This is a genomic window from Ornithinimicrobium cryptoxanthini (assembly GCF_023923205.1).
GTDB classification, from domain to species: domain Bacteria; phylum Actinomycetota; class Actinomycetes; order Actinomycetales; family Dermatophilaceae; genus Ornithinicoccus; species Ornithinicoccus cryptoxanthini.
In genome coordinates this window covers 1,139,361-1,164,514 of record NZ_CP099490.1, presented here as the reverse complement: position 1 = coordinate 1,164,514, position 25,154 = coordinate 1,139,361, and the positions used below count along the sequence as shown (strand labels likewise).

The window sequence follows — 25,154 nt, the reverse complement described above, 5'->3', positions numbered from 1 at the left end:
CCGGGCTGTTGGGCGTGGTGTTCACACGTGCCAGGTCACGACGGAGCCGGTGATGGTGGCCATCAGGTCTTGGTCGTGGACCAACGTGTGATGCCTCGGACACAACAAGACCAGCAGTTCGAGATCGGTGCCGCCACCACGACACCACCAGATCAGGTGATGCGAATCGCACCACGTCCCGGGCACCGAACACCCCGGATACGTGCACTGCCCGTCACGGACCATCAGCGCCTTGAACTGCCCCGGTGTCGCTAACCGCACCGTGCGCCCCAGCGCGAGGGGTTGACCGTGCTCACCCAGGACGATCGGGGTCACATCCCCCACACACGCCAACCGTCCCGCCTGGGCGGCGTCCAGCACCGCACCGGTGCTGCTGACCGCCGCCCCCTCAGGCCGCCCGGTCGCCGGGTCCGCCTTGACCGTCACGATCACCGACGCCCGGCCCGACGACGGTGGGGCACCAGGATTAGAGACGCCACGGTTAAACGTCAACCAGAACGCGTCATACTTCCGCTGCCCCGGCATCCGCCCATCCGGTGTCCCATCCTCAGCTGGTGTTGGCGCGGCCAACGGACCGCACAGCACCCCGTCGATGAGCCCCGCATCCCCTTCCGGGGCGTCCACCGTGAACCGGGTCATCCCCCGACCCAACGGCCGCGACGTCACCCGCCGCAGCTCCTGGGCGGTGGCCTTGGCCTCCTCGCGCGGCTTCTCATCCAACAGGTCGATCAACAACTTCTGGCACACCACATCCAGGTCCTGATCGCTGATGCCCGGGTTGGTCGCCGCACCGGTGGCGATCCTGGCGTAGTCCTGCTGCTGATCCACATCCAACGAGGACGCCAGTCGGCGCATCGTGCGGGCCACCTTCGCCACCCGGTGCACCGCCCCGGTCCCCGTGCGGACCGCCTCAGCCAACGGCGCACCCCAATGGTGACCGGCCGCGCGGACCACGTCCTGGACCTGGCACGCCTCCTGCTTCGAGAGCATCGGGCACCGCACCCGCAACCAGTCCACCAATGACAGCCCGACCGCGGTGTGCAACCCCCGCGACGCGGCCTCAAACGCCAACGAGAACCGCACCCCGGCCAGCTGGGCCTCCAACCGGCCCACCGCCTCCAGGCCCTCGCTCATCGAGGCGTCAAAGACCCGCACCAGCTCCTCCGCGTCGACCCCCGCCCGGTCCAGACCCCGCCCCGCAGCAGCCAACCCTCCCGCCAGCTCCTCAGCCGCACACCCCGACACCTGCTCCTGGGCCAGGGCCACATCTATCGCGCGCCACTGAGCCGCGTCCAGCGCGGCCTCCCAGTCCTCGCTGGCCTGCTCCCGCTCCCACTGCGCGAACATCAACTCGACCATCTCAGGCGTCACGGAACCCGAGCCGGAGAGCGCTTCCCCGACTCCCACCCCCGTCCCCGTGATCGCCATACCAAACACTCAACCACACACCACCGACAAAGCCCTGACCTGCGGAAACGCGGTGCGTGGATCGGCGATGACCTGCCGCGCAAGGCATGCCTCCGGCGAACGGAACAGGTGCGCCGCCGCCCCATGTCCACGCGGCGCTGAACCACCAGTATTCGGGGGTGCTCAAGGAGCAACATTTCTGGCAATCTGATCCCATGGACACGGCATCGTCCCCGGCAGTCACGCCGTGCTGACGTCCGGCGAGACCCGTTATGCCCGGTCGGGCACGGTGGACATCGCCTATCAGAGCCTGGGCAGCGGCACTCGCGACATCGTGGTCGGCATCGGCTGGGTCTCGCACCTGGAGCTGCTCTGGGAGCTGCCCGAGACGGTCCACTTCCTGGAGCGTCTCAGCGCGCTGGGCCGGCTGATCATCTATGACGCCCGCGGCACCGGCATGTCGGACCGCCCCACGGAGGCACCATCGGTCGACGACCTGGTCCCCGACCTGCTGGCGGTGCTGGACGCCACCGGCAGCCAGCGCGCGGTCATCGTGGGTTGGCTCGACAAGGCCGCGGTCGCCCTCGCCCTGGCCGCACGGCACCCCGACCGGGTGGAGGCCCTCGTGCTGGGCGAGGCGATGGCCTCGACGAGATCGCGGGAGGGGCACCCCACGGGGCTTGAGCCGGCTGCCGTCGAGAGGCTCGCGGAGTCCGTCGAGCAGGGTGCGTGGGGCACCGGCTATCTGTTGCCGTGGATCGCACCGGGGGTGAGCCAGGAGCCGCGCGTGCTCGCGTGGTGGCGCCGGTGGGAGCGCATGTCTGCCACGCCAAACGCCGCTGCCGCGATGCTGCGGCTGCTGCTGGACGTGGACGTGCGAGGCGTGCTGGACCAGGTCCAGGCCCCCGTGCTGGTCCTGCACCGGCGTGACAACGACTTCGTCCCCCCCACCGCGGTGCGCTGGCTGGCCGAGCACCTACCCGATGCGCGGTATGCCGAGGTCCCCGGCGATGAGCTCGCGGCCTTTTTCGGCGACACGGACGCGCTGATGGACGAGGTCGAGGAGTTCGTCGCCGGCACCCGCACGGGCGCCGACGAGGACCGCGTGGTCGCCACCCTCCTGGTCACCGACGTCGTCGGGTCGACGTCCCAGGCCGCCACGCTGGGCGACCGACGGTGGCGTGAGCTGCTGGACTGGCACCACCAGGAGGTCCGCCGACTGCTGGCCCGCCACGGGGGCGTCGAGATCGACACCGCGGGGGACGGGTTCCTCGCGACGTTCGACCTGCCGAGCCGGGCCATCACCTGCGCCGTCGCGATCAGCGAGCACCTGCATCATCACGGGATCGAGATCCGTGCCGGGCTGCACACCGGCGAGGTGGTGCGCGCGGGCGGCGCGGTGCGCGGCGTGGCCGTCCACGTAGCCGCCCGGGTCGCAGCACTGGGCGGCGCCGGTGACGTGCTCGTCAGCGGCACCGTGCAGGCCCTCGTGCTCGGCTCGGGCAAGGCGCTGCATCCCCATGGGACCCACGTGCTGGCCGGCGTGCCCGGCACGTGGGAGGTGTTCCGGGCCGAGACTGGTCCGAACTTTGCGTGATCCTGGAGCAACGAACGGAGCAAACCGGCGCGTCCGCCGGAGATTTTCCGGCCGCCGGGACCCACGACCGGAAACCCTTCCTGACCTGCAGTTTTAGTGGTCTGACAGGGGCCGAGAACCGTTCATACTCGTCTGCATGCCACTGCAGATCGGGATCTTCGGTCGGGGCCGCCTAGGCTCCGCGATCGCCGCTGCCGCAGACCAGACCAACGACCTCGAGGTCGCCTGGCTGGTCGGCCACGAGGCCACCGAGCACCTCTCCCCCGTCGACGTGGCTCTCGATGTCAGTCACGCCGACGGCGTCGACGACCACCTGACGTGGGCCCGCGCCACCGGCACCGACCTGGTGATCGGCGCGACCGGCTGGGACCCGGCCCTCCTCGCGACCAGCAGCCGCTGCCAGGAGGTCGGCACAGACGCCCAACACCCTGCGATCGGCATCCTGACCGCCCCGAACTTCTCGCTGACCGTGGCCCTGCTGCGCCGGCTGACCCTCACCCTCGGCCGTTATGCCGCAGCCTCCCCCGAGCACCTCGACGTGGCCGTCAGCGAGGTGCACCACACCCGCAAGGTCGACGCCCCCAGCGGCACCGCGGTCCTGCTGCGCGACGCCCTCGCCGAGGCCACCGCCCGCCCGGCCCACGGCATACAGACCACCAGCCTGCGCCTCGGCGAGGTCGTCGGCCGCCACGACGTGCACCTGACCGGCGCCCACGAGTCGATCACCCTGACGCACGAGGCACACACCCGCGACGTCTTCGCCCTCGGCGCCCTGACCGCGGCCCGCTGGATCCACGGCCGCCGCGGCACCTTCACCTTCGACGACCTCGCCGACGACGTCATCGACCCCCTGTTCTCATCCACCACCACCTAGAAGGAGGAACCATGAGCGGTGCACAGTTCACCGGCCTCGGCGTCGCGCTCGCGACGCCGTTCACCACTGGCGCGGAGGCGACCGGCAAGCCGGCCCCCGGCGGAGGTTCCTCCCGCAAGCGGCCGGCCGTGGATCTCACGGCCTTCCGGTCCCTGGTCCAGCACGTCGTGGCAGGCGGCGCCGACTTCCTGGTGGTCCTCGGGTCCACGGGTGAGGCCGCGACGGTCACCCCCGAGGAGCGCGCGACCCTGGTCAGGACGGCACGCGAGGCAGCACCGGGCGTCCCCCTAGTCGTGGGCACCGGGCACAACGACACGGAGTATGCCGTGCAGCTGGCCCGCGCGGCCGTCACCTGTGGGGCGGATGGGCTGTTGGTCGTCACCCCCTACTACAACAAGCCCCAGCCCACCGGGATCGTGGCGCACTTCCAGACCATCGCCGAGGAGCTGCCGGGCGTGCCGGTCATCGCCTACAACGTGCCGGGGCGCACCGGGTCCAACCTGACCCCGGAGACGCTGCGCGACCTGTGGGCGATCCCCGAGGTCGTCGCCGTCAAGGAGTCCTGCGGTGACCTGCGCCAGATCGCGCAGATCTGCCAGGAGGCGCCCCCCGGCCGAGTCGTGCTGGCCGGTGACGACGACCTGGCGCTGGCCGCGATAGCCGTCGGCGCGCGCGGGCTGGTCTCGGTGTGCGGCAACGTCGCCCCCGCCCAGACTGCTGCGCTCGTGTCCGCCGCCCTCGAGGGCGACCTGACCGCTGCCCGCGAGCAGTTCGCGCAGCTCGCACCGCTGATGCGGGCACTGTTCTCCGAGAGCAACCCGGTGCCGCTGAAGGCCGCCCTGGCCTGCCTGGGCCTGGCGACCGGCATGGTCCGCGCTCCCCTGGCCCCGGCCGCGCCCGACACCTGGGCGCACATCCAGTCGGCCCTGTCTGGCCTGGGCCTCGGCGCCACCGCCTCCACCCCGGCAGCGACCACCCGGCTCGGGGTGGCGTCATGACGACCGCCCTGACCACCACTGCGACAACAGAACTCTCGACCTTCTTCAGCGCGCCGGTCGCCGACCTGCGCGAGGACCCGCAGACGCCCGAGCGCATCGATGAGCTCCTCCACGCACTCGAGGCCGGCCAGATCCGGGCAGCCGAGCAGGACGCCCGTGGCGACTGGCACGCCAACGCCTGGGTCAAGACCGGGATCCTGGCGGCGTTCGCACTCAGCGAGACCATCGACCTGCCCGGCTGGCCCGGCGGCGCGGTCGACAAGTCGCTCGTCCCGCCCCGGCAACTGACCGCTGCGGACGGCGTGCGGGTCGTGCCTGGCGGCACCTCGGTCCGCCGCGGCGCCCATCTTGCACCGGGCGTCGTTGTCATGCCGCCGAGCTATGCCAACACCGGCTCCTTCGTCGGCGCCGGGTCGATGGTCGACAGCCACGTCCTGGTCGGGTCGTGCGCACAGGTCGGGCAGCGCGTGCACCTGTCGGCGGCGGTCCAGCTGGGCGGTGTCCTGGAGCCGATCGGCGCGCGCCCGGTGATCGTCGAGGACGACGCCTTCATCGGGGCTCAGTGCGGTCTGTATGAAGGAGTCCTCGTGCGCCACCGCGCCGTCCTGGCCCCCGGCGTCGTGCTCACCTCACGCACGACGATTCACGACCTGGTCAACGGCCGTGACCTGCGGGGCGAGGTGCCGGCCGGGGCCGTGGTCGTCCCCGGTTCACGTCCCGCTCGCGGGGAGTATGCCGAGCGCCTGGGCCTGTCGGTCTATGCCCCGGTCATCGTGAAGTTCCGGGACGACTCGACCGACGCCTCCACAGTCCTCGAAGAGGTGCTGCGGTGAGCACGGCGACTCGTGTCACGTCATTGTCGCCGTCCCTGATCCGGGCCATGGCCGTCGGTGCACCACCTCAGGCGATCGACCTGGGCCTAGGCGTGCCTGGGTGGGTCCTGCCCGAGCCGGCCCGACGGGCACTGGAGGAGTGCGCTGCCCGGCCGGAGCCGCTGGGCTACGGTCCAAACACCGGCATCCCCGAGCTGGTTTCGGCGATCGCCGACCACCACCACCTTGGGGACGTGACATTGGTGGGCTCCGGCGCACCAGTGTCACGTCTCCAGACATCCGCCTCTCACCACGAGACGGACACCCGCCCCGTGGCCGGGGACGTCGCGGACCGGATTATGGTCACCGCGGGCAGCCAGGCGGCGCTGACCGCCCTCTTCCTCAGCCACGTCTCCCCCGGCCAACTGGTCCTGGTCCCGGACCCCGGCTTCCCGGCATACGCCACCCTGGCGCGGTTGGCCGGTGCCGTGCCGGTGCCCTATCGACTCGGCCCGCGCGGAGATCTCGACCCCGCGCAGTTCTCGGCGGCGCTCGACTCCGGCGACGTGGCACTGGCCGTGATCAACCACCCGGGCAACCCGACCGGCGGTGGCGCCACCCCTGAGGCTCTCGCTGCGGTCGCCTCCGCTGCGCGGGCGGCCGGGGCGCTGCTGGTGTCTGACGAGGTCTATCGCGAGGTCCACCTCGGCCCGCGGCCCGCCTCGCTGCACGACGTGACCGACACCGGCGTCGTCGTCACCTCGGTGAGCAAGGGCTGGGCGGCGCCCGGGCTGCGGGTCGGCTGGGCGGTCGGTGACCCAGCGCTGCTGCACCCGGCGCGGCTGGTGCACAACGCGATGACGACGTGTGCGGCACGCCCCAGCCAGCTGGCGGCGACGGCGCTGCTGCGGGCCTCGGAGTCGGTGCTGCGGGACACGCGGCGCGAGCTGATCGCACGCTGGTCGATCGCCCAGACCGGCCCTGCGGCGGTGCGTCCGGTGGCGACGCCGGCCGGAGGCTTCTATGCCTGGATCCCGTTGCCGCAGTGGGCGGTCCGTGACCCGATGGGGTTCTGCCTGCGGCTGCGCGACGAGGGTCAGGTCATCGTCGTGCCGGGCAGTGCGTTCGGCGCAGGCGGGGCCGACCACGTGCGCGTCTCCTGCGGCGGCGACCCCAAGGCCCTGGCCCAGGGGCTGGCGCGGATGGCTCCGTTCTGGGAGGCGCCATGACTGACATCGTCAGCATGACCACCGCCGCGCAGTCAGCCACCGCCGCGCAGGCATCGGACGACGGCCACCTCTTCGCGTTGTCGGACGCCGCTGCCGTGCTCGTCGCCGAGACCGGGACGACGCCGTGCTTCGCCTACCGGCTGGATGTGGCGCGGCAGCGGTTCGTGGATCTGCGCATGACCCTGCCCGAGCAGGTCCACCTGGCCTATGCCGTCAAGTCCAACCCCGGTCCCCCCCTGCTGGCTGAGCTGGCCGGTCTCGGCGCCTGGTTCGACTGTGCGTCGGCGGGTGAGGTGGCAGCGGTGCAGACCGCGCGTGCGAGCGCGCCCGCGCCGACGTCGCAGCAGCCTGCGACGCGGGGTCGGATGGTCTTTGCCGGACCGGCCAAGTCCGAGGCCGACCTGCGGGCCGCGCTGGCAGCAGGAGCCCGGATCCAGGTCGACGGCATCGAGGACGTCGAGCGGCTGGCGCAGTGGCACACCGGGCCCGACCCCCTGCCGGTCAACGTGCGGGTCCACCCGCTCACCGGGATCAGCGAGACCGCCTCGATCATCGGTGGCTCGGGGCCGTCGGCGTTCGGCGTCGACGAGGAGGAGCTCGCGCAGTTCGTCGCCGGGTGCCAGGCCTACCCACAGGTGCGGCTCTCCGGCCTGCAGGTCTTCTCCGCCAGCAACGAACTCGATGCCGCGACCCTGCTCGCCAACCACCGCACGGCGATGGGCATCGGCCAACGTCTGCAGGCGATGCTCAGGCATGACCTGGACCTCATCGACCTCGGCGGCGGCCTCGGCATCCCGTATGCCGTGGGCTCACCGGACCTGGACATCGTCGCCCTCGGCGCTGGGCTGGGTGACCTGCTGGAGGAGAACGCGTGGTTCACCGGCCACGTGGTGCTCGAGCCCGGCCGGTGGCTGTCTGGACCGACCGGGGTCTACCTGACCCGGGTGGTGCGGGTGAAGCAGAGCCGGGGCACGACGTTTGCGGTGCTCGAGGGCGGGATCAACCACCTGCTGCGCCCGCTCATGACCGGGCAGTCGTTCCCGGTCCGGGCGGTGACGCCACGCCAGGAGCCGGCCACCACCGACTGGACCGACGCGAGCGGTCCGGCGGAGGACGACCGCGAGCGCACGGCATACACCCTGGCGGGTCCGTTGTGCACCTCGCTGGACCGGGTCGGCACGGCCGAGCTCGAGCCGCTGGAGCCTGGTGACCTGGTGATCTTCGGGCAGGCGGGGGCCTATGGCTTCACGCAGGCGATGACGAACTTCCTGAGCCACCCCGCGCCCGAGCAGGTGTGGTTGGGCGGTTCGATCACGCCGTGACGGCGGCCTCCCGCGGCGCGATCAGGACAACTGCATCTCACTGAGCTGCCGGCGCGAGCTGATGCCGAGCTTGGCGAAGATGCTGCGCAGATGGGCCTCGATGGTCCGAGGGCTGAGGAAGAGCTGGGTGCCGACCTCGCGGGAGGTGGCCCCCGTCGCGACCAACCGCGCGATGTGCAGTTCGTGTGCGGTGAGTGCGTCGGTCGGCTGGGCGGTCCGCTTGCGCGGATGCTCGCCCGTGGCGCGCAGCTCGCGGGCGGCGCGTGCTGCGAACGCCTCCACGCCCATCTCCATCAGCAGCTCGTGGGCCGTGCGGAGCTGCTCGCGGGCGTCCTGACGGCGACGTTCGCGGCGCAGCCACTCCCCGAAGGCGAGGTGGGCGCGGGCGGCATACGGGGCCATCCGGCAGTCGCTGAGGCGTGCGATCGCCTCCCGATATTGCTCTTCAGCGGCGGACCCGGTGCTCGTCAGCCCTCGTGCGTAGGCCTCAAGCCCGAGAGCCCACTGGGTGCCGCTGGCGCGGGTCCGAGAGGTGAACTGCTCAAGCGCGGACGTGGCCTGGTCCACGTCGCCGAGCCGGACGCTGGCCTCGACGAGCTCGGGAAGGCTGGAACTGCTGAGCGCCAGCTCGGAGGCGTCGCACGCGCGCGCAGCTGCCTCCTGGGCGTCGGCATAGTTGCCCAACCCGTTGTGCAGGACCGCCTGCGCATACAGAGCCTGGGCCGCGTCCGCGCTGCCATCGGGATAGGCGGCATCAGCGGCGGTGGCGTCGAGGTGTGCGGCAGTCGTCTCCTGGTCACCTCGCCAGGCTGCCAGGATCACGTGCGCGTGTGGCAGGTGCACGCCGCCGGTGTCCTGCGTGATCGCGGTTGCCTCGGCGGCGAGCTCACCCGCTCTGCCGAGCTTGCCCATGAGCACCGAGGTGATGGCCAACAGGTTCAGGGCAGCGGGGAGGACTGCGAGAGCGCCCGTTTCGCGAGCCCGTCGGACGTTGCGGTTGGCTATCGCATAGACCAGCTCGTCGTCGAAGAGCGCTATCGCGGTGCGGCCGGCCAGCCACAGCCAGTCCTCGTTGTCGCGCTCCTCGCCCGTGTCCGCGCAGAGGGTGTCACCAGTGGACCTGAGGGCGTGCTGAAGTGCTGGCGCGCCCGCCGCGTATCCCTGTGTCAACGCCGTCGCCAGGCCCTCGAGAAGCAGGTCCACCACTCGCTCCGGCGTCTCTGCCGGGGGCGCTGATCGGACCGCTCCGGCGATGCGGACCGCATCGTGACCATTGAGGACCGCCGCGTCCAGAGCATGCAGATAAGTCTCGCGGGACAGGGCAGCGTCCAAGGGCGCCAGCATCTGAGCCGCCTCCAGGAGCATGCTCGGTGCATTGCTCTCACGCGTCAGGTGAAAGGCGATCTGGGCGCGCAGCAGTTGCAGCTGGGCGCGCTGGACGCTGTCCAACGGCCCAGTCCCCGCGACGGCCAGCAGCGCCGTCGCCGCATCGGTGGCACCGGCCGCGTGCATCGCGTGCGCTCCCTCCAATGCGCGTCGCGCGCGGGAGGCAGGGTCAGGAGACAGCTCGGCCGCGCGCTGCAGGAACGCGGCCGCGGCGGCCAGCCCACCACGGTCTCGTGCCCGGTCAGCCATCTGCTCCAGCTCGGCGGCGGCCTCCGCGTCGGTCCCCAGCACGGCCTGTGCGCGGTGCCAGGCCCGCCGCTCGGGGTCAAGGCCAGGATCTGTGGCTGCGGCCAGAGCCCCGTGAGTGCGGCGGTGCTCCGGCGACGCGGCCGCCTGATAGATCGCCGAGCGCACCAGTGGATGTCGGAAGCGCACTCTGCTGTTGATCTCCAACAAGCCCGCGGACTCAGCGGGTGCGGCCGCCTCAGGGGCGATCCCCAGGTGCTCGGCAGCGCGCCAGAGCAACGCCACGTCGCCGGTCGGGTCGGCAGCGGCCACCAGCAGCAACGACTGGGTCTGGGCCGGCAAGGTCGCCGAGCGCTGCCGGAACGCGTCCTCGATGCGATGCGGGACAGCCAGGGCGCCGGGCAGCTGGAAGCCGCCGGCCAGCTGCTCTGCCTGTCCGCTGCGAGGCAGCTCGAGCAGTGCCAGCGGATTGCCGCGCGCCTCGGCGAGGATCCGATCGCGCACCTGGTCATCCAGCGGACCGCGGACCACCGCGGCCAGCAGCGCGTGGGCCTCAGCGTCGTCCAGGCCGGCCAGGCGCACCTCGGGCAGGCCGGTGAAGAGCTCACCACCCCGGTCGGTCGACTCGCGGAGGGCAAACACCATCGCCAGGTGCTCCGCGCCCACCCGACGAGCCACGAACGCCAGCACCTGCGCCGACGCCTGGTCCAGCCACTGCGCGTCGTCAAAGAGGCACAGCAGCGGCGACTCGTCCGCGGCCTCGGCCAGCAGGTTGAGCGTCGCCAACCCGACCAGGAACGGGTCCGGAGCAGGACCGGCTCGTTGTCCGAACGCGACACCGAGGGCGGTCTGCTGCGGGTCGGGCAGGACACCGATGCGCCCGAGCAGCGGGGCACACAGCTGGTGCACGCCGGCGAACGCGAACTGAGCCTCGGACTCCATGCCGACCGTGGTCTCGACCCGGAAGCCTGACTCGGTAGCAGTGGTGCGAGCATGCTCCAGCAGCTCGGTCTTGCCGATCCCTGCTTCCCCGCGCAGCACGAGAACCCCACTGCGCCCCAGCTCTGCCTGGGCGAGCAGGTGCTCGATCGCCTCGCGCTCGGCGCGACGGCCGACGATGCCTGCCACAGTCTCCGTCCGAGTCCAGGTCGGGGGGTCCGCACCAGACTAGGTCATTGTCACCGATGCGAACGCGCGAAGCAACGGTCCTCACCGTGTGGACGGGCGGGGGGCCGACGCGCGATCAGGGGTCTTCACCGACGCGAACGAGCCCCCGTTGTCGCGAGCCTGGATGGGTGGGAGACACCCACCACGAAAGCGGAGGTTTCAGCATGGAACAACACACAGATCTGGCGGTCGCCACACGGGACCGGGGGCTGCCCCACGAGGCCGGTCGCTTCGGACCGGTCATCGAGGTCGAGTCGCTCGACGTGGCCTACGGCGACTTCACGGCCGTGAAGGGCCTCTCGTTCCAGGTGCAGCGCGGAGAACTCTATGCCCTGCTCGGCACCAACGGGGCGGGCAAGACCTCGGCGTTGGAGGTGATCGAGGGTCACCGCAGAGCATCGTCGGGCAGGGTCCGCGTCTTCGGCCACAGCCCGACCGACCGGGCCGCCGTGCGTCCACGGATGGGCATCATGCTCCAGGAGAGCGGCTTTGCCGCCGACCTGACCGTCGCTGAGTCGATCCGGCTCATCGGCCGGCTCAGCGGTCGGTCCGACACCGTCGCACGGATCCTCGGCGTCGTGGACCTGACCCGCAAGGCCGGCACCCGTGTGTCGCAGCTGTCCGGCGGCGAGAAGCGACGTCTTGACTTCGCCACCGCGATCTATGGGCGGCCCGAGCTCATCATCCTGGACGAGCCCACCACCGGGCTGGACATCCAGTCCCGGGACGCGCTGTGGGCAGCCGTCGAGAAGCTCCGGGAGGACGGGTCCACCATCGTCCTGACCACCCACTACCTGGAAGAGGCCCAGCAACGGGCCGACCGCGTCGGCGTGATGCACCAGGGCGTCTTCCGCCACCAGGGCACGGTGGCCGACCTGACCCGCACCCTGCCCGCGTCGATCCAGTTCACGCTGCCGCCCGGCACACCGACGCCACCTGTGCCGGCCACCAGAGATGTCGACGGTCGCTTCCAGATCGAGACCTTCGAGCTGCAGCGCGACCTCACCGGCCTGCTCGGCTGGGCCGCGGACCGCGACGTCGAGCTGATCGACCTGACCGCCGCCCCCACCCGCCTGGACGACGTCTTCCGCGCCATCGACACCGACCCGGCGCGCTCCTAAACCTCAACCACGCGTCATACCCCGACAAGGACCCCGACATGTTCACCATCGCTCACAGCGAGCTGACCCAGATCCTCCGCGACCGCAGCACGCTCGTCACCAGCTTCTTCATGCCCCTGGCCGCAGCGGCCTTCTTCATCTACTACCGAGACGTGCTCGAGAGGTTCACCAGCCTCGGCTACCTCGCGGCCGTGCTCGTCCTGACCATCGCGGCGTTCAGCCTCTACACCACCGTAGTCACCACCCTGGCCGCCCGCCGGCAGAACCTTTTCCTCAAGCGGTTGCGCTCGACGGCAGCCTCCGACCCCGCCATCCTCACGGGGCTGGTGCTGCCGGTCACCGTGATCTCCATGACTCAGGTCGGTCTCATCCTGGTCGCCTTCGCCGTCGTCAGCGGCGCGCCGGCCAACATCCCGCTGCTGGCACTGGCGATCGTCGCCACCTTCGTCATGATGCTTGCCCTGGGTCTGGCGACAGCTGGGCTGACGAGCTCCTCCGAGCGTGCCCAGATCACCACGCTCCCCGTCAGCCTGGGCACCATCGCCGTGGCTACCTGGGTCGGCATCACCGGCACCGAGAGCCTCACCGTGGTCAAGCGAGCACTCCCCGGAGGCTCGGCGACCGAGCTGGTCATCCAGGCCTGGAACGGTGGCGCCCTCACCTCCGACTCGCTGATGCTGCTGCTCCCCACCCTCGTCTGGGTCGTGGTCGCCGTGGCACTGGCCGCCCGGCTGTTCCGCTGGGAACCACGGCGCTGAGCGCCAGCACCCTCAACTCAACTCACCAAGGACACAATCATGGGACACACCACCGTCGGGACCGAGAACGGCACCCCGATCGAGCTCTACTACGAGGACCACGGCTACGGTCACCAACGGGTCACTGGTCTGGCGTTCCTCACCTCTCTGGAGCCCTATCTCGTCGCCCGGGACGACAATCCCGAGGGTGTCCCGCAGGCGGTCTTCGACCAGATCGAGGTGGCCGCCAGGGCCGACCGGTTTGCCTGGTTCACACAGTTCTTCACCGACTTCTACAGCCTCGACGACACCCTTGGTCGGCGGATCGGCCAGGAGGCAGTGACCAGCAGCTGGAACGTGGCGACCTCCAGCGCCCCCGTCGCGGCCTACGCAGCATGAACCGCCAGTCAGACGGGCATGCCGTCGAGCGACCCGAGGGAGGAGCGAGCCCGGGGCGAGACGACGTTCTCATCGCGGACGACCTCATGTTGCTCCTGCTGGACGACGACGGTGGCTCCGTCCAGGCCGCGGGGACGCTCTACTACACCCTCGGCGGCGCAGTGCTGACCGAGCTCGCCCTGCTCGGTCGGGTCGAGGTCGACGACAGCGGAGTCCTGAACGGTCCGCGCGTCACTCCTGCCGGAGAAGGCCCGCTGCCCGACCCTCTTCTTCAGTCGGCCTATGACATCGTCGCGGCCAAGACCCAGCGGGTCCAGCCCCTGCTCATCGCCATCGGCGCTGATCTGGGGTCCGTGATGTTCGACCGGCTCGCAGGCCGCGGTCTGGTCCGGCGTGAAGAGTCCCGAGTCCTCGGCATCTTCCGCACCACGAGGTGGCCGGCGACCGGGGACTCGCACGAGGCCCAGCTGCGGGAGAGGATCCGCCAGGTGCTGGAGGACGGCGCGGCCCCCGATGCTCGCACCGCGGCGACCATCGGACTGCTGTTTGCCAGCGGGGCCATGCCGTCGCTGCGTCCAGCGCTGCCCTGGACCTCGACGACGGTGGCCCGGGCCCAGGAGCTCACGAGCGGCAGCTGGGGTCCCGACGCGGTCGCGACCGCAGTGACCCGCACCGCGACCGCCGTGGCGGCAGCGGTGGCGGCGACCACCAGATGAGCGCCGAGCAGAGAAAGAACCCATTGCCAGCAACAACGTTCGGTCATAGTCTGCTCCTGAGTGAACTGTTCGGTCTGAAGTCTCGGTCGGGAAAGCCTCCGACCCACGGCCCCGCCACCTGAATGCGAGTGAGCCAGATCGTCCTTCGGGAAGTTGTCGACAAGGTGCGGTCCGGCATACGAACGGAGTCGTCCCGTGAGCACAACAAAAACCGAAGAACCCTCCGGCGAGAAGCCAAAGAGTCCCGGAGTCGATGATGACCCCACTCTGATCGCGGCGAGGCTGAAGCTCGAACTCGCCAAGGTGGAAAAAGAGGAAGCCCGGCTCGGACTCGTCGACCAGGCCGAGCGCGCCAAACTAGTCAACGGGATGCTTCCGGACTTCAGCACCGTCACCGTCGAAAAGGACACATTGACAGCTTCTGAGCAGACGTCAGCGGTGGCCGAGTGCCTCATCCAGGGTGCGCTCTTCAACGTGGTGGACGACATCGCGGACGACGTGATGGAGGCGGTGAACGCATCGCTGGCTACTGGCGGTTCGCCGCCTCCAGCCACCTTCTTCGTCACCACCACACCCAGCCACAGGGACGACGTGGCCGCCTATCGCGATGTGGATGCCCGCCTGATGCGCTTGCACAGCGCCATCAGCAGCCTCTGTCCCGACACAGCGGCCGTCCCGGGCGCTCCCGACCAACACAACATTGTCGCGCCGGCGATCACCGCAGCGCTCGGCGCCCTTCCTGGGGCGATCACCATGGCCACCCGCCTGTTCGCCCATCAATACGTCACCTCCTCCTACACCAGCACCAACGCCGCAGGGGTTGACCTGCACGCCGCCGGGTCTCTGCTCTCCCGCGTCGCCGCACGCCCCGAGACGCGGGTCCTCGTTCGCCGACTTCAGCCAGCGCGCGATGCCGATCTAGAAGCTCGCACTCTGCAGCTCGCTCTCGTCCTCGACGGGCGACTCGCGAGGAGGCGAGTCGGTGCACACGGCGATGCTGCCGTCGCGAAGGCCAAAGTTGACCAACTTTCAGCACGCCGAGCTCAGTTGCGCACGCGAGCCGATGAGCTGCACACCGCCTGGAAGGACAAGGTCGGCAAGTCCGCGAGCTCCGCCGGCCTGTCCGAGGACCTCGATCTGGTCGACTCGCTCGAGGAGGCGATTGCCGGGGGCGAGCCGGACAGCAAGCAGACCAAGCGCTTCAGCCAGGCTCTCGCCGTCGTCAAGAAACGCATCGAGACAGTCCTCGAGGCGATCGCCAGCGGGACTGGCGAGATGGGCGCAGCAGAGCTCCTCGAGCAGGTCCAGGCCCTGGACAACGAGGCGGCACAGCTTGCAGACGAAGAGGCAACAGTCAGCCAGGAGAAGGCGCAGACGGACCAGCGGGTCAGCGACCTCGACGCGGTCCACGCTGCAGGGCTTGAGTTCATCGAGTCACTGGGGGCTGCGGACAGTGCGGGCGAGCGGCTGTTCGACAAGGCCTGCTTCGGAGCCCTCCTGAGCACGCCCGGCACCCTCGCACTCTTGGTGCGCGTCGTGCACGCCGGCGCGGACGGCATCGATGATTTGAAGCTGGGCCCGGACCACCGCATCACCGTCTTTGGCGGCTCCGTCGAGTGGGCGCTCCAGGACCACGAGGGGAACAGCATGGGCGCTGGAGTGAGGACCCAGATCAAGTATCAGAAGACCGGGATCTCAAAACCCGACAAGTCGAGCGGAGGCATCCTCGTCGGATCACGCGAGACCAAACCGCGGATCGTCCTGGCTACGCCGTAGGCCACGATGGCCTCGTGACCGCCCGGACCGAGCCTGTGCCTGCCCCGAGCGGCTTCGGCGGTGGGGCCGGTGGCCGGTCGGAAGGTCGGCACCGTGGTGATCACGGTGCCGACGCAAATGCTTGACAGGATGCGGTCATGAGTTATGAGATCCTCCTCTATCCACGCACGCCCGGGCAGGACTGGGTCGAGGTCCTCGAAGCCGACGAGGTCGACGGCCCGGAGATGGACCTGGCCACCCTCAACCAGGGTGTCGCCAGGTTCCGCCGCATCGAGGCCCGCCTGCGCGAGCAGCTCACCGAGCCGGTGCGGACCTGGGTCGCCGAGGAGCTCGACGGGGATGTCCTCGGCGAGCTCCAGACGAAGGACAGCAGACTGCGGGTGGACCTCTACGACCGGTCTGCCTTGGTCTCCGCGCCCTACGGCGGGCCGGGGGCTGCGGTGCACGACCTAGTCCGTCAGGCGGTGGAGATCGTCGCCGCCGAGACCGGCTACGAGGCCTACGACCCGCAGGTGGGGTCCACCTTCGACGGCAGCTTTGACGACGAGGCCGGTCAGGCGTCGCTGTCCCGGGTCCCCGACCAGGACGACCTCTGGGCGGAGGAGGCCCCCAGCCACATCGACGGGGAGATGAGGCCCACCGACGCAGCGACCGCCTCCGCGCTCGAGGGCCAGGTCGTGGACGACGGGGACCAGGACGGCCCCCTGGATCCTCGGGCGGAGCGCGCCCGGCTCATCCAGGAGCGCCGTCAGCAGCTCCTGGAGCAGCGACGCAACCCCGCGGCCCTGCGGCGTCGGGGCTGGTTCTACGTCCTCCTCGGGGTGATCTTCACCGCGATCGGCCTGATGCGCCTCTCCGCCGGCGAGAGCGCGGTGCTCACCTGGCTGTTCCTGGGGGTCGGCGTGTTCGAGCTGATCGGCGCGTGGCTCCTGTTCTCCCAGGCGAGGCAGGCGGATCCGCACCAGGGCCAGCAGTCGAGCGGCTCGGGGCAGTCCGCCGACACGGTGGACGACGGGCCGGACGAGGGACCGGACGACACGGTCCAGCGATAGACAGATGCCTGGCGCCTCAGGCCCGATGCCTCCTCACCCGGCATCAACCGCGGAGCGGGCATACGCTGCAGGGGCAGTGTTCGTCACCAACCGAGGAGTCCCTCATGCACCCGACCCACCTGCCGCTGCGTCTCGCGACCGGTGCGTTCATCCTCAACTCCGGCCTCAGCAAGCTCGGCGCCGACGAGGACACCGCCACCTTCCTGCACGGCGCCGCCGCCGGCACCTACCCGGCCGTCTTCAAGGACATGGAGCCCAAGACGTTTGCCACGCTCCTGGCCTATGGCGAGATCGGCGTGGGCGTCGTCCTGCTTGTCCCGATGGTGCCCGCGACCGTGGCCGGCGCGGCACTGACCGGTTTCGGTGCGAGCCTGATGGGGACGTACTTCACCAACCCTGCCATGACCCAGGCCGACGGCATCCGTCCGAGCCCGGAGGGCACCGGGCTGGCCAAGGATGTCTGGCTCGTCGGTGCCGGGCTGACTCTGCTCACCCAGGGCATCGGCTGGGCAGCGAAGAAGAAGGCACAGGCTACCGGCAAGAAGATCCGCGAGGTCGCCCCCTTCACCAGCTGACGCGAGGGCCCCGACGACCCCGCAGTCCGACCGCACCACCCGCAACGCCTGCCTCACTCCGACCCACCCACGGTGGCACCATGGTCCTTAGCGCTGCACCGGGGCGGCGTGGTGACACGGAGAGGCACGCATGGACACCGCGCTGCTCGCGACCAAGCTGCTCCGTCCTCGGCTGCGCCCCGATGTCGTCCCCCGGACGCGCCTCGCCGAGGTGCTCGACCGGGCCACCCAGAGTCCGGTCACGCTGGTCTCGGCCCCTGCGGGGTTCGGCAAGACGACCGTCGTCGAGACCTGGCTCCGCGGCATCCATCGGCCGGTCGCGTGGGTGTCCCTCGACGGCAGCGACCGCGACCTGAGCCGGTTCCTGCCCTACGCCCTCACCGCTCTCGAGCAGGTCGTGCCGGGCTCCATGAGTGCCGCCCTGACCCTGGCGACGTCCAGTCGCGAGCCGGTCGAGACCGTGCTCACCGGGGTCGTGAACGAGCTGAGCGTGTATGACGGTGAACTCACCCTGGCCCTGGACGACTACCACCTGGCCGACAGCCCCGACGTCGCCCGAGCGATGACCTTCCTCGTCGACCACCTGCCACCACAGCTCCACCTGGTCCTGACCACGCGGGCCGACCCGGCGCTGCCGCTGTCCCGCCTGCGGGCGCGCGGTGAGCTCGCCGAGATCCGAGCCGCGGACCTGCGGTTCGACACCGACGAGGTCGCGGCCTACCTCAACGACCTCCACGACCTCGGGCTGCCCGCCCACGCCGTGTCGGCACTCGAGACCCGCACCGAGGGCTGGGTCGCCGCGCTCCAGCTCGCGATGCTCTCGCTGCGGGAGCGGGGCGACGTGTCGCAGTTCATCGACCGGTTCACGGGCGACGACCGGTTCGTCGTCGACTACCTCGCCGACGAGGTCCTGGGGCGGCAGCCCGACGACGTCCGCCGCTTCCTGCTCGACACCTCGGTCCTCGAGCGGCTGAGCGCACCACTGTGCGAGGCGCTCATCGGCGAGCCTGGCCGCGCCCACACGATGCTCGAGCGGCTGGACCGCGAGAACCTCTTCCTGGTCCGGTTGGACGAGCACCGCCGGTGGTACCGCTACCACCACCTGTTCGCCGACGTGCTGCGCGCCCACCTGCACCGCGAACGCCCCAGCGACGTGGCCGAGCTCCACCGCCGCGCGAGCCGCTGGTTCGCCGAGTCGGGTGCCGTCGAGGACGCGGTGCGGCATGCCCTCGCCGCGGGTGACTCCGCGCAGGCGGCCGACCTCGTCGAGAGGGCGTTGCCGGACCTGCAGCGCACCCGGCGAGAGGACGTCATACGCCGCTGGGCCGATGCGCTGCCCGGCGAGGTGCTGGGCAACCGGCCGGTGCTTGCCCTGGGCCTGGTGGGCGGCCTCATGGCCAGCAACGACCTCGCGGGCGTCGAGGACCGGCTGAGGCAGGTGGAGCAGATGCTGGCCAGGCCGGAGGCGGAGCTGGTCGTCGTGGACCCTGCCGAACGTCGCTCCGTGCCGGCTCGCGTCGAGCTCTACCGCGCCGGCCTGGCGGTCGCAGCGGGCGACTCGGCCGCCGCCATCAGCTCGGCGGGCCGCGCCATCGCCACCGCCCCGCCCGGTGACGACCTGACGGTGGCGTCGGCGTCGGGGCTGGCGGGTCTCGCCTTCTGGGCGACCGGCGACATCCTCGCGGCGCACGAGTCGTATGTCGTGTGCGCGCGTGGTCTCGAACCTGCCGGTTACCTCACCGACGTGCTCGGCTGCTCGCTGACCATCGCGGACATGGAGCTCGCGCTCGGGCGGCTGCTCGACGCCGACCGGACCCTGCGCGGGGCCCTGGATCTCGCGCGGCGCCACAGCGGGAGCGGCCCGACCCTGCGGGGCACGGCCGACATGCTCGTCGCCCTGAGCCGCACGGCCTGGCACCGCGGCGACCTGCCCGCGGCCGCGCGGTTGCTGCGCGAGGCCGAGGGTCTCGGCGAGTCGGCCGGCCTACCGCAGAACCCCTACCGGTGGCGCGTGGCCATGGCGCGGCTCCGCGCGGCGGAGCGCGACTGGCGTGCCGCCCTGGAGCTCCTCGACGACGCAGAGCGGGTCTATGTCGGGGACTTCGCGCCACCCGTCCACCCCATCCACGCCACCCGGGCTCGAGTGCTGGCCACCTCTGGCGATGTCGCCGGTGCGCGCGCCTGGGCCCGTGAGCACGGGATCGGGACGTCTGACGAGCTGAGCTACCTGCACGAGTACGAGCACGTCACGCTGGCCCGGGTCCTGCTCGCGGAGCACCACGCCACCGGTGCGGGCCGGTCGCTGCACGAGGCGGCGGCGCTGCTAGACCGGCTGCTGGTCGCGGCGCGGGCCGGCGCTCGCGGTGGCGCGCTGATCGAGCTCGAGGCCCTGCGTGCCCTGGCGCACCACGCGGCGGGAGCCGAGAAGCTGGCACTGGACGCGCTCGGGCACGCGGTGGACCTGGCGGAGCCGCAGGGCTGGGTCCGGTTGTTCCTCGACTCAGGTCCTGGCATGGGCGAGCTGCTGGGCGCGCTGGCCTCCCGCCGGTCTGACCCATCATTCGTGCAGCACCTGCTGGCACGTCGGGCGGGTGACCTGCTCCCAGCACGCGCTGCGACGGAGTCTGTCGCAGCGCTGCCGGACCCGCTGAGTGACCGCGAGCTCGACGTGCTGCGCCTTCTCGGCTCCGACCTCGCAGGACCCGCCATCGCCCGCGAGCTCTTCGTGTCCCTCAACACGGTGCGGACACACACCCGGCACATCTACACCAAACTCGGTGTCACCAACCGTCGCGCGGCTGTCAGCAGGGCGCACCAGCTGGGGCTGTTGACGCGCGGCGCTGGCCGCTGAGCCGGCGAGATCACCACCCGGATCACCACATGTGGTGACGACGGCTCACCAGGGCCGCTCCTAGCGTGCGAGACATGAACACCGCGCACGAACCGGAATGGTTCGAGATCCGCCTCCAGCAGCACCTCGACCAACGGTGGGCCTCATGGTTCGACGGCATGACCATCGAGCCACAGGCCGACGGCAGCACGCTCCTGCGCGGCCACGTCGCCGACCAGGCAGCCCTGCACGGGCTCCTGGCCAGGCTCCGCGACCTGGGACTCCCACTCGTCTCGGTCGCAGCTGTCCCAGTCCCACCACCGCAGGCCATCAAGAAGGGCAACCAGCCATGATCACCACCGCGAACACCAGGACCAGCACGAACACGACGAGGGCGGCAGCGCCGCCCGATCGGATGAGGAGAGCGTCCCTGTGGTCGGGCGCCATGTATCTCCTCACCTTCGTCTCGATCCCGACCCTCGCTCTCTATGGACCCGTGAAGGAAGCCGGCTTCCTGACCGGCACCGGCTCGGACACCGGCGTCTTCCTCGGTGGAGCCCTCGAGCTCATCGTCGGGCTTGCCTGCATCGGCACAGCGATCGCGCTCTACCCCGTCGTGCGACGCCAGAGCGAGACGCGGGCGATGGGTTTTGTCGGAGCACGGATCCTGGAGGGAACGCTCATCTTCGTGGGCGTGGCGAGCCTCTGGACGATCGTGAGCCTGCGGCAGGACGGAGCGGGTGCCGATGCCGCGCTGATGGGCCAGACCCTGGCGACGTTCTACGACCGGGTTTTCCTCGTCAGTCAGGGCTTCATCCCGACTCTCAACGCCCTGCTCCTCGGCTCCCTGCTCTTCCAGTCACGACTGGTCCCCCGGGGCCTTCCCGTGCTCGGCTTCGTCGGCGCCGCCACGCTGCTCACCTACAACACCGCCACCCTGCTCGGGTTCTCTGGTGACCTCGCCGAGGTCCTGGCGCTGGTGGCCGTGCTGCCGATCGCGACCTGGGAGTTCTCGCTCGGTGTCTACCTGGTGGTCAAGGGATTCCGACCCGACGCCGTGGCCCGCCTCGACACGGTCCCGGCCGCCCCCGGCAGTCCGTGGCCCGGCCTGCACGCCGCGGAGGGTGGGCGGACGTCATGACCACCACCCGGGCGGACACACAGGTCACCACGCAGGCCGACGCGCCGCTGCCGGCCTACCGCGTGAACCTCATGCGGGTTGGCTACCTCCTGATGGTCGTCGGACTGGCTCTGGTCAAGTGGCCCCTCTTCTTCCGTGACGGTGGCATCGCATCACTGCCCGTCTACGAGGGCGTCGTCGCGACGCTCCTGACCGCCATGTCCCTCCTCGCCCTCCTGGGCCTGAGGCACCCCATGGCGATGCTGCCCGTGCTGGTCTTCGAGTCGCTCTGGAAGCTGATCTGGCTCGCCGCCGTCGGGCTGCCCTACCTCGTCGCGGGCGATCATGACGCTCAGCTGAGCAGCGTGCTGGCCAGCGTGTGGCTGGTTGTGATCATCCTCGCTGTGACGCCCTGGGACCACGTCTGGCGGCACTACGTCAGGGCGTCGGGGACACCGTGGAGGCGCGTGTGATGGACACCCTCGACCTGGTGCTGCGTGGCGCCCTCATCGGCGTCGGTGGGTCCGCCCTGATGGACGTGTGGGGCTGGGTGGCGCGTCGTGCCTTTCGCGTCAAGGGCCTGGACTACGCCCTCCTGGGGCGCTGGATCGGTCACCTCCCCCGCGGCCGCTTCTCCCACGCGAGCATCGCCTCGGCCACGCCGGTCACGGGTGAGCGGGCACTGGGGTGGGTCGGGCACTATTCGATCGGGGTCGCCTTCGCGTTCCTGCTCCTCCTCGTCCACGGACGTCAGTGGACCGACACCCCCACGCTCTGGCCGGCACTGCTCGTGGGATGGGTCACCGTCCTGGCGCCGTGGCTGATCCTGCAGCCCGGCATGGGCGCGGGCATCGCCGCGTCGCGGACACCCCGACCCGGGGCCGCCAGGCTGCGGAACGTCGCCAGCCACACGGCATACGGCCTGGGTCTGTATGCCTCGGCAGTTGCTCTCGCGTCGCTCTGACGGACGACGGATGCGCCGGTGGCGGCCTGCACGGTCTCGGCGGGGGGCCGCCGCCGGACGGCATTACTACGCGCGGTAGTATTGCAGTGTCAGTACCCCCCCCCAGAAGGAGCACTCAGATGACACTCGACGGCAAGGTCGCCCTCGTCACAGGCGCCGCCACCGGCATCGGCCGAGCAGTCACCCTGGCCTACGCGAGCGCGGGAGCCAAGGTGGTCGTCTCCGACATCGACGACACCCGCGGCCAGGAGACGGTCGACCTGATCACCAAGACCGGCGGCGAGGCGACCTACTTCCACTGCGACACCAGCTCGGCCGAGCAGAACGACGCCCTCGTCGCCCACGCGAAGCAGACCTTCGGCAAGCTCGACCTGGCCTGCAACAACGCTGGCGTGGGTCCGGCGCCGCTGTCCCTGGCGGAGTTCGACGACGACGAGTGGCGGCGGATCATCGCGATCAACCTCGACGGCGTCTTCTATGGCATGCGCGCGCAGATCAGGGCGATGCTCGAGACCGGTGGCGGTGTGATCGTCAACATCGCCTCGATCCTGGGACAGGTGGCCTTCCCGGGCGCCGCCCCGTATGTCGCCGCCAAGCACGCGGTGGTCGGGCTGACCAGGCAGGCCGCGCTGGAGTATGCCTCTGCGGGCATCCGCACGGTTGCGATCGGCCCCGGGTTCGTCGAGACCGACATCCTCAAGAATCTCGACGATGAGGGACGCGCCGGCCTGGTGGCGCTGCACCCCGTCGGACGTCTCGGGCAGCCGGCCGAGATCGGTGAGGTCGTTGCGGCAGTCTCGGCGGACACGTGGTCCTTCACCAACGGGGCCTACATCCCGGTCGACGGTGGCTACCTGTCACGATGAGCTGACCAGCCGGGCTCTTCGTCCGGCGGGGCCACAGTGTCGCGCGCCACGGCGCGTGCACATCACCGACAACTGGAGGACGGACGCATGCCGCACACCGCTGCGCAGAAGGTCGCGCTGCACGGCCATGAGCTGTCCTACACCGACAGCGGGACCGGCCCCCCGGTGCTCTTCATCCACGGCATCCTGGGCACCCAGCGGCAGTGGCGCCGGCTGATCGACAAGATCGATGACACGCAGCGGGTGATCGTCCCCGACCTGTTCGGCCACGGCGAGTCGGCCAAGCCGATGGGCGACTACTCCCTCGGCGCGCACGCCGCGACGCTGCGCGACCTGCTCGACCACCTTGAGATCGAGCGGGTCACGCTCGTCGGGCACTCGCTCGGCGGTGGCATCACGATGCAGTTCCACTACCTCTTCCCCGAGCGCGTGGACCGCGTGGTGCTCATCGCCAGCGGTGGCCTCGGGCGCGAGGTGAACCCCCTGCTTCGCTCCGCCACCCTGCCTGGTGCCGACCCGGTCCTGCGGATCGCGGCATCGACGGCCGTGACCTCGCGGGCCATGGCGCTGAGCAAGGGGATGAGCAGGGTGGGCTGGCGGCCGGGCTCGGACATCAACGCGATCTGGCGCGGCTTCACCGCCCTCGCCGACAGCGAGAGCAGGCGCGCATTCCTCGCCACGACGCGCGCGGTCATCGACGTGGGCGGACAGAGCATCACCGCCGTCGGCCGCCTGGACGACGACCACGCGGTCCCCACCCTGGTGGTGTGGGGGACCCATGACCGCATCATCCCCGCGTGGCACGCCCTGAGCGCCCAGCGCGCGATCCCCGACTGCCGGGTGGAGGTGTTCGAGCGCGCCGGTCACTTCCCTCACCTTGAGGACCCGGACCGCTTCGCCCAGCTGCTGCGGGAGTTCATCGCGGAGGGCTCCTCGCCGTGACGGGTTGCCGGCCGCCCGACCTCAGAGTCGCCCGTGCCACGCTGTCCCCGTGACCGCCCGGACCGAGCCTGTCCCTGCCCCCAGCGGTTTCGGGCTGCTCGTGGTCGCCGGCCTGCTCTGGGGCACCGGCGGCGTCAGCGGTGCGGCGCTGGCGGAGAGCTCGGGACTGAGCGCACCGGCGGTTGCCACCTTCCGCCTCGCCCTGGGCGGTGGGCTCCTGGTCCTCGTCCTGCTCGCCCGGCGCCGGTGGCTGCCCCGCGACCGTCACGCGCTGCGCCGCATCGCCGTGACCGGGGTGCTTGTGGCACTCTTCCAGGCGACCTACTTCGGGGGCGTGGCCCTGGCCTCGGTCAGCATCGCCACGCTGGTCACGATCGGGTCGGCCCCGATGATCGTCGTCCTCGTGCAGTCCCTGCGACGACGCCGTATGCCGACAGTCACCCAGGTGCGCCCGCTCGCCCTGGGGGTGGCCGGGTTGGGGCTGCTGGTCGGTGGCCCGGCCGCCCCCGGGACAGATCCCGGGGAGGCGCTGCTCGGCATACTGCTGGCACTGTGCGCAGGGGCGTCCTTCGCGTTCCTGTCGATGGTCGCGGGCCGCCCGCACCGGGGCACGGACGCGCCGATGGTGACCGGCTACGGGTTCCTGTTCGGTGGGTTGCTGCTGGCCGCGTGCACCGTGCCGTTCGCGCCGTTGACCTTTGAGCCAACCGCCCGCAACCTAGCCCTGGTGGCGTTCTTCGCGATCTTCCCGACCGCGCTGGCCTGGACGCTCTATTTCGGCGGCCTGGCGCACGCCGGTCCAGCCGTGGCGACCGTGGTGGCGCTGCTCGAGCCGCTGACCGCGACGGTGCTGGCCGTGCTGCTGCTGGGCGAGGCGGTCACCGTCACGCTGGTGAGCGGCGGCACGCTGCTCCTCCTCTCGGTGGTCGACGCGCGGCCGAGGCCGGTGCGCGGGATCCGAGGTGCTCGCGCTCAGCCAGAGAACCGCTTCTCGCGATAGTCGAGCTCGAAGGTGCGC

23 protein-coding genes are annotated in these 25,154 nt (G+C 70.7%); 21 read left to right on the top strand and 2 right to left on the bottom strand.

Going from position 1 to position 25,154, the window contains the following annotated elements:
* Window positions 1–21: 21 nt before the first annotated feature.
* On the bottom strand, window positions 22–1,428 hold the full coding sequence (locus NF557_RS05475) for an HNH endonuclease signature motif containing protein (protein WP_252622417.1): 1,407 nt from the start codon (window positions 1,426–1,428) through the stop codon (window positions 22–24).
* A gap of 226 nt (window positions 1,429–1,654) precedes the next feature.
* Between NF557_RS05475 and NF557_RS05470 the strand changes: the two genes are divergently transcribed.
* The 6 genes from NF557_RS05470 (at window position 1,655) to NF557_RS05445 (ending at window position 8,239) form a co-directional block, all read left to right on the top strand.
* Window positions 1,655–3,004 carry an adenylate/guanylate cyclase domain-containing protein gene (locus NF557_RS05470; protein WP_252622409.1) on the top strand — a complete coding sequence of 450 codons (1,350 nt, stop codon included), beginning with the start codon at window positions 1,655–1,657 and terminating at the stop codon, window positions 3,002–3,004.
* A 136-nt stretch (window positions 3,005–3,140) separates the two neighbouring features.
* Entirely contained in the window at window positions 3,141–3,878 is a 738-nt protein-coding gene (locus NF557_RS05465) for a 4-hydroxy-tetrahydrodipicolinate reductase (protein ID WP_252622407.1), read from the top strand.
* Window positions 3,879–3,889: 11 nt separating this feature from the next.
* Window positions 3,890–4,876: a 4-hydroxy-tetrahydrodipicolinate synthase gene (dapA, locus tag NF557_RS05460; RefSeq protein WP_252622405.1), complete on the top strand. Its 987-nt coding sequence runs from the start codon at window positions 3,890–3,892 to the stop codon at window positions 4,874–4,876.
* Window positions 4,873–5,709 carry a 2,3,4,5-tetrahydropyridine-2,6-dicarboxylate N-succinyltransferase gene (locus NF557_RS05455; RefSeq protein ID WP_252622403.1) on the top strand — a complete coding sequence of 279 codons (837 nt, stop codon included), beginning with the start codon at window positions 4,873–4,875 and terminating at the stop codon, window positions 5,707–5,709. The genes dapA and NF557_RS05455 overlap by 4 nt, the downstream gene beginning before the upstream one ends.
* Window positions 5,706–6,917, top strand: a complete 1,212-nt coding sequence (locus NF557_RS05450) for a pyridoxal phosphate-dependent aminotransferase (protein ID WP_252622401.1) — start codon at window positions 5,706–5,708, stop codon at window positions 6,915–6,917. The genes NF557_RS05455 and NF557_RS05450 overlap by 4 nt, the downstream gene beginning before the upstream one ends.
* Window positions 6,914–8,239 carry a type III PLP-dependent enzyme domain-containing protein gene (locus tag NF557_RS05445; protein WP_252622399.1) on the top strand — a complete coding sequence of 442 codons (1,326 nt, stop codon included), beginning with the start codon at window positions 6,914–6,916 and terminating at the stop codon, window positions 8,237–8,239. Before NF557_RS05450 ends, NF557_RS05445 begins: the two co-directional genes overlap by 4 nt.
* 21 nt (window positions 8,240–8,260) lie before the next feature.
* Here NF557_RS05445 and NF557_RS05440 read toward each other — a convergent pair whose 3' ends face one another.
* Window positions 8,261–10,999, bottom strand: coding sequence for an ATP-binding protein (locus tag NF557_RS05440; protein WP_252622397.1), 2,739 nt, complete (start codon window positions 10,997–10,999; stop codon window positions 8,261–8,263).
* A gap of 203 nt (window positions 11,000–11,202) precedes the next feature.
* Between NF557_RS05440 and NF557_RS05435 the strand changes: the two genes are divergently transcribed.
* The 15 genes from NF557_RS05435 to NF557_RS05365 all read left to right on the top strand — a co-directional run bounded on the left by NF557_RS05435 (window position 11,203) and on the right by NF557_RS05365 (window position 25,136).
* Window positions 11,203–12,159 carry an ABC transporter ATP-binding protein gene (locus NF557_RS05435; protein WP_252622395.1) on the top strand — a complete coding sequence of 319 codons (957 nt, stop codon included), beginning with the start codon at window positions 11,203–11,205 and terminating at the stop codon, window positions 12,157–12,159.
* Between the two features lie 38 nt (window positions 12,160–12,197).
* Window positions 12,198–12,917 (top strand): ABC transporter permease, encoded by a 720-nt coding sequence (locus tag NF557_RS05430; RefSeq protein WP_252622393.1) that lies wholly within the window; start codon window positions 12,198–12,200, stop codon window positions 12,915–12,917.
* Window positions 12,918–12,956: 39 nt separating this feature from the next.
* Window positions 12,957–13,295 (top strand): hypothetical protein, encoded by a 339-nt coding sequence (locus tag NF557_RS05425; protein ID WP_252622391.1) that lies wholly within the window; start codon window positions 12,957–12,959, stop codon window positions 13,293–13,295.
* Window positions 13,292–14,011, top strand: a complete 720-nt coding sequence (locus NF557_RS05420) for a GOLPH3/VPS74 family protein (protein ID WP_252622389.1) — start codon at window positions 13,292–13,294, stop codon at window positions 14,009–14,011. Before NF557_RS05425 ends, NF557_RS05420 begins: the two co-directional genes overlap by 4 nt.
* Window positions 14,012–14,206: 195 nt before the next feature.
* A complete protein-coding gene (locus tag NF557_RS05415) occupies window positions 14,207–15,787 on the top strand; it encodes a hypothetical protein (protein ID WP_252622387.1) in 1,581 nt (526 codons plus the stop codon).
* A 137-nt stretch (window positions 15,788–15,924) separates the two neighbouring features.
* Window positions 15,925–16,839, top strand: coding sequence for a hypothetical protein (locus NF557_RS05410; RefSeq protein WP_252622385.1), 915 nt, complete (start codon window positions 15,925–15,927; stop codon window positions 16,837–16,839).
* A 104-nt stretch (window positions 16,840–16,943) separates the two neighbouring features.
* A complete protein-coding gene (locus tag NF557_RS05405; protein ID WP_252622383.1) occupies window positions 16,944–17,414 on the top strand; it encodes a DoxX family membrane protein in 471 nt (156 codons plus the stop codon).
* Window positions 17,415–17,544: 130 nt separating this feature from the next.
* Window positions 17,545–20,265 (top strand): winged helix-turn-helix domain-containing protein, encoded by a 2,721-nt coding sequence (locus tag NF557_RS05400; RefSeq protein ID WP_252622381.1) that lies wholly within the window; start codon window positions 17,545–17,547, stop codon window positions 20,263–20,265.
* Window positions 20,266–20,339: 74 nt separating this feature from the next.
* Complete coding sequence (locus NF557_RS05395) at window positions 20,340–20,597, top strand: hypothetical protein (protein WP_252622379.1); 258 nt, start codon at window positions 20,340–20,342, stop codon at window positions 20,595–20,597.
* A gap of 92 nt (window positions 20,598–20,689) precedes the next feature.
* Window positions 20,690–21,385: a DUF4386 domain-containing protein gene (locus NF557_RS05390; RefSeq protein WP_252622377.1), complete on the top strand. Its 696-nt coding sequence runs from the start codon at window positions 20,690–20,692 to the stop codon at window positions 21,383–21,385.
* Complete coding sequence (locus NF557_RS05385; RefSeq protein ID WP_252622375.1) at window positions 21,382–21,837, top strand: hypothetical protein; 456 nt, start codon at window positions 21,382–21,384, stop codon at window positions 21,835–21,837. Before NF557_RS05390 ends, NF557_RS05385 begins: the two co-directional genes overlap by 4 nt.
* Complete coding sequence (locus NF557_RS05380) at window positions 21,837–22,328, top strand: DUF2938 domain-containing protein (protein ID WP_252622373.1); 492 nt, start codon at window positions 21,837–21,839, stop codon at window positions 22,326–22,328. The genes NF557_RS05385 and NF557_RS05380 overlap by 1 nt, the downstream gene beginning before the upstream one ends.
* 119 nt (window positions 22,329–22,447) lie before the next feature.
* Entirely contained in the window at window positions 22,448–23,194 is a 747-nt protein-coding gene (locus tag NF557_RS05375; RefSeq protein WP_252622372.1) for an SDR family NAD(P)-dependent oxidoreductase, read from the top strand.
* An 87-nt stretch (window positions 23,195–23,281) separates the two neighbouring features.
* Entirely contained in the window at window positions 23,282–24,136 is an 855-nt protein-coding gene (locus tag NF557_RS05370; protein WP_252622370.1) for an alpha/beta fold hydrolase, read from the top strand.
* A gap of 49 nt (window positions 24,137–24,185) precedes the next feature.
* Window positions 24,186–25,136 (top strand): DMT family transporter, encoded by a 951-nt coding sequence (locus NF557_RS05365; protein WP_252622367.1) that lies wholly within the window; start codon window positions 24,186–24,188, stop codon window positions 25,134–25,136.
* Window positions 25,137–25,154: the final 18 nt, after the last annotated feature.

Bases quoted from the DNA above. Each gene is read 5' to 3' on its own strand.
- NF557_RS05475 (WP_252622417.1), bottom strand. From the start codon at position 1,428: ATGGCGATCACGGGGACGGGGGTGGGAGTCGGGGAAGCGCTCTCCGGC.
- NF557_RS05465 (WP_252622407.1), top strand. From the start codon at position 3,141: ATGCCACTGCAGATCGGGATCTTCGGTCGGGGCCGCCTAGGCTCCGCG.
- dapA (WP_252622405.1), top strand. From the start codon at position 3,890: ATGAGCGGTGCACAGTTCACCGGCCTCGGCGTCGCGCTCGCGACGCCG.
- NF557_RS05455 (WP_252622403.1), top strand. From the start codon at position 4,873: ATGACGACCGCCCTGACCACCACTGCGACAACAGAACTCTCGACCTTC.
- NF557_RS05445 (WP_252622399.1), top strand. From the start codon at position 6,914: ATGACTGACATCGTCAGCATGACCACCGCCGCGCAGTCAGCCACCGCC.
- NF557_RS05435 (WP_252622395.1), top strand. From the start codon at position 11,203: ATGGAACAACACACAGATCTGGCGGTCGCCACACGGGACCGGGGGCTG.
- NF557_RS05430 (WP_252622393.1), top strand. From the start codon at position 12,198: ATGTTCACCATCGCTCACAGCGAGCTGACCCAGATCCTCCGCGACCGC.
- NF557_RS05425 (WP_252622391.1), top strand. From the start codon at position 12,957: ATGGGACACACCACCGTCGGGACCGAGAACGGCACCCCGATCGAGCTC.
- NF557_RS05420 (WP_252622389.1), top strand. From the start codon at position 13,292: ATGAACCGCCAGTCAGACGGGCATGCCGTCGAGCGACCCGAGGGAGGA.
- NF557_RS05410 (WP_252622385.1), top strand. From the start codon at position 15,925: ATGAGTTATGAGATCCTCCTCTATCCACGCACGCCCGGGCAGGACTGG.
- NF557_RS05405 (WP_252622383.1), top strand. From the start codon at position 16,944: ATGCACCCGACCCACCTGCCGCTGCGTCTCGCGACCGGTGCGTTCATC.
- NF557_RS05400 (WP_252622381.1), top strand. From the start codon at position 17,545: ATGGACACCGCGCTGCTCGCGACCAAGCTGCTCCGTCCTCGGCTGCGC.
- NF557_RS05395 (WP_252622379.1), top strand. From the start codon at position 20,340: ATGAACACCGCGCACGAACCGGAATGGTTCGAGATCCGCCTCCAGCAG.
- NF557_RS05390 (WP_252622377.1), top strand. From the start codon at position 20,690: ATGTATCTCCTCACCTTCGTCTCGATCCCGACCCTCGCTCTCTATGGA.
- NF557_RS05385 (WP_252622375.1), top strand. From the start codon at position 21,382: ATGACCACCACCCGGGCGGACACACAGGTCACCACGCAGGCCGACGCG.
- NF557_RS05380 (WP_252622373.1), top strand. From the start codon at position 21,837: ATGGACACCCTCGACCTGGTGCTGCGTGGCGCCCTCATCGGCGTCGGT.
- NF557_RS05375 (WP_252622372.1), top strand. From the start codon at position 22,448: ATGACACTCGACGGCAAGGTCGCCCTCGTCACAGGCGCCGCCACCGGC.
- NF557_RS05370 (WP_252622370.1), top strand. From the start codon at position 23,282: ATGCCGCACACCGCTGCGCAGAAGGTCGCGCTGCACGGCCATGAGCTG.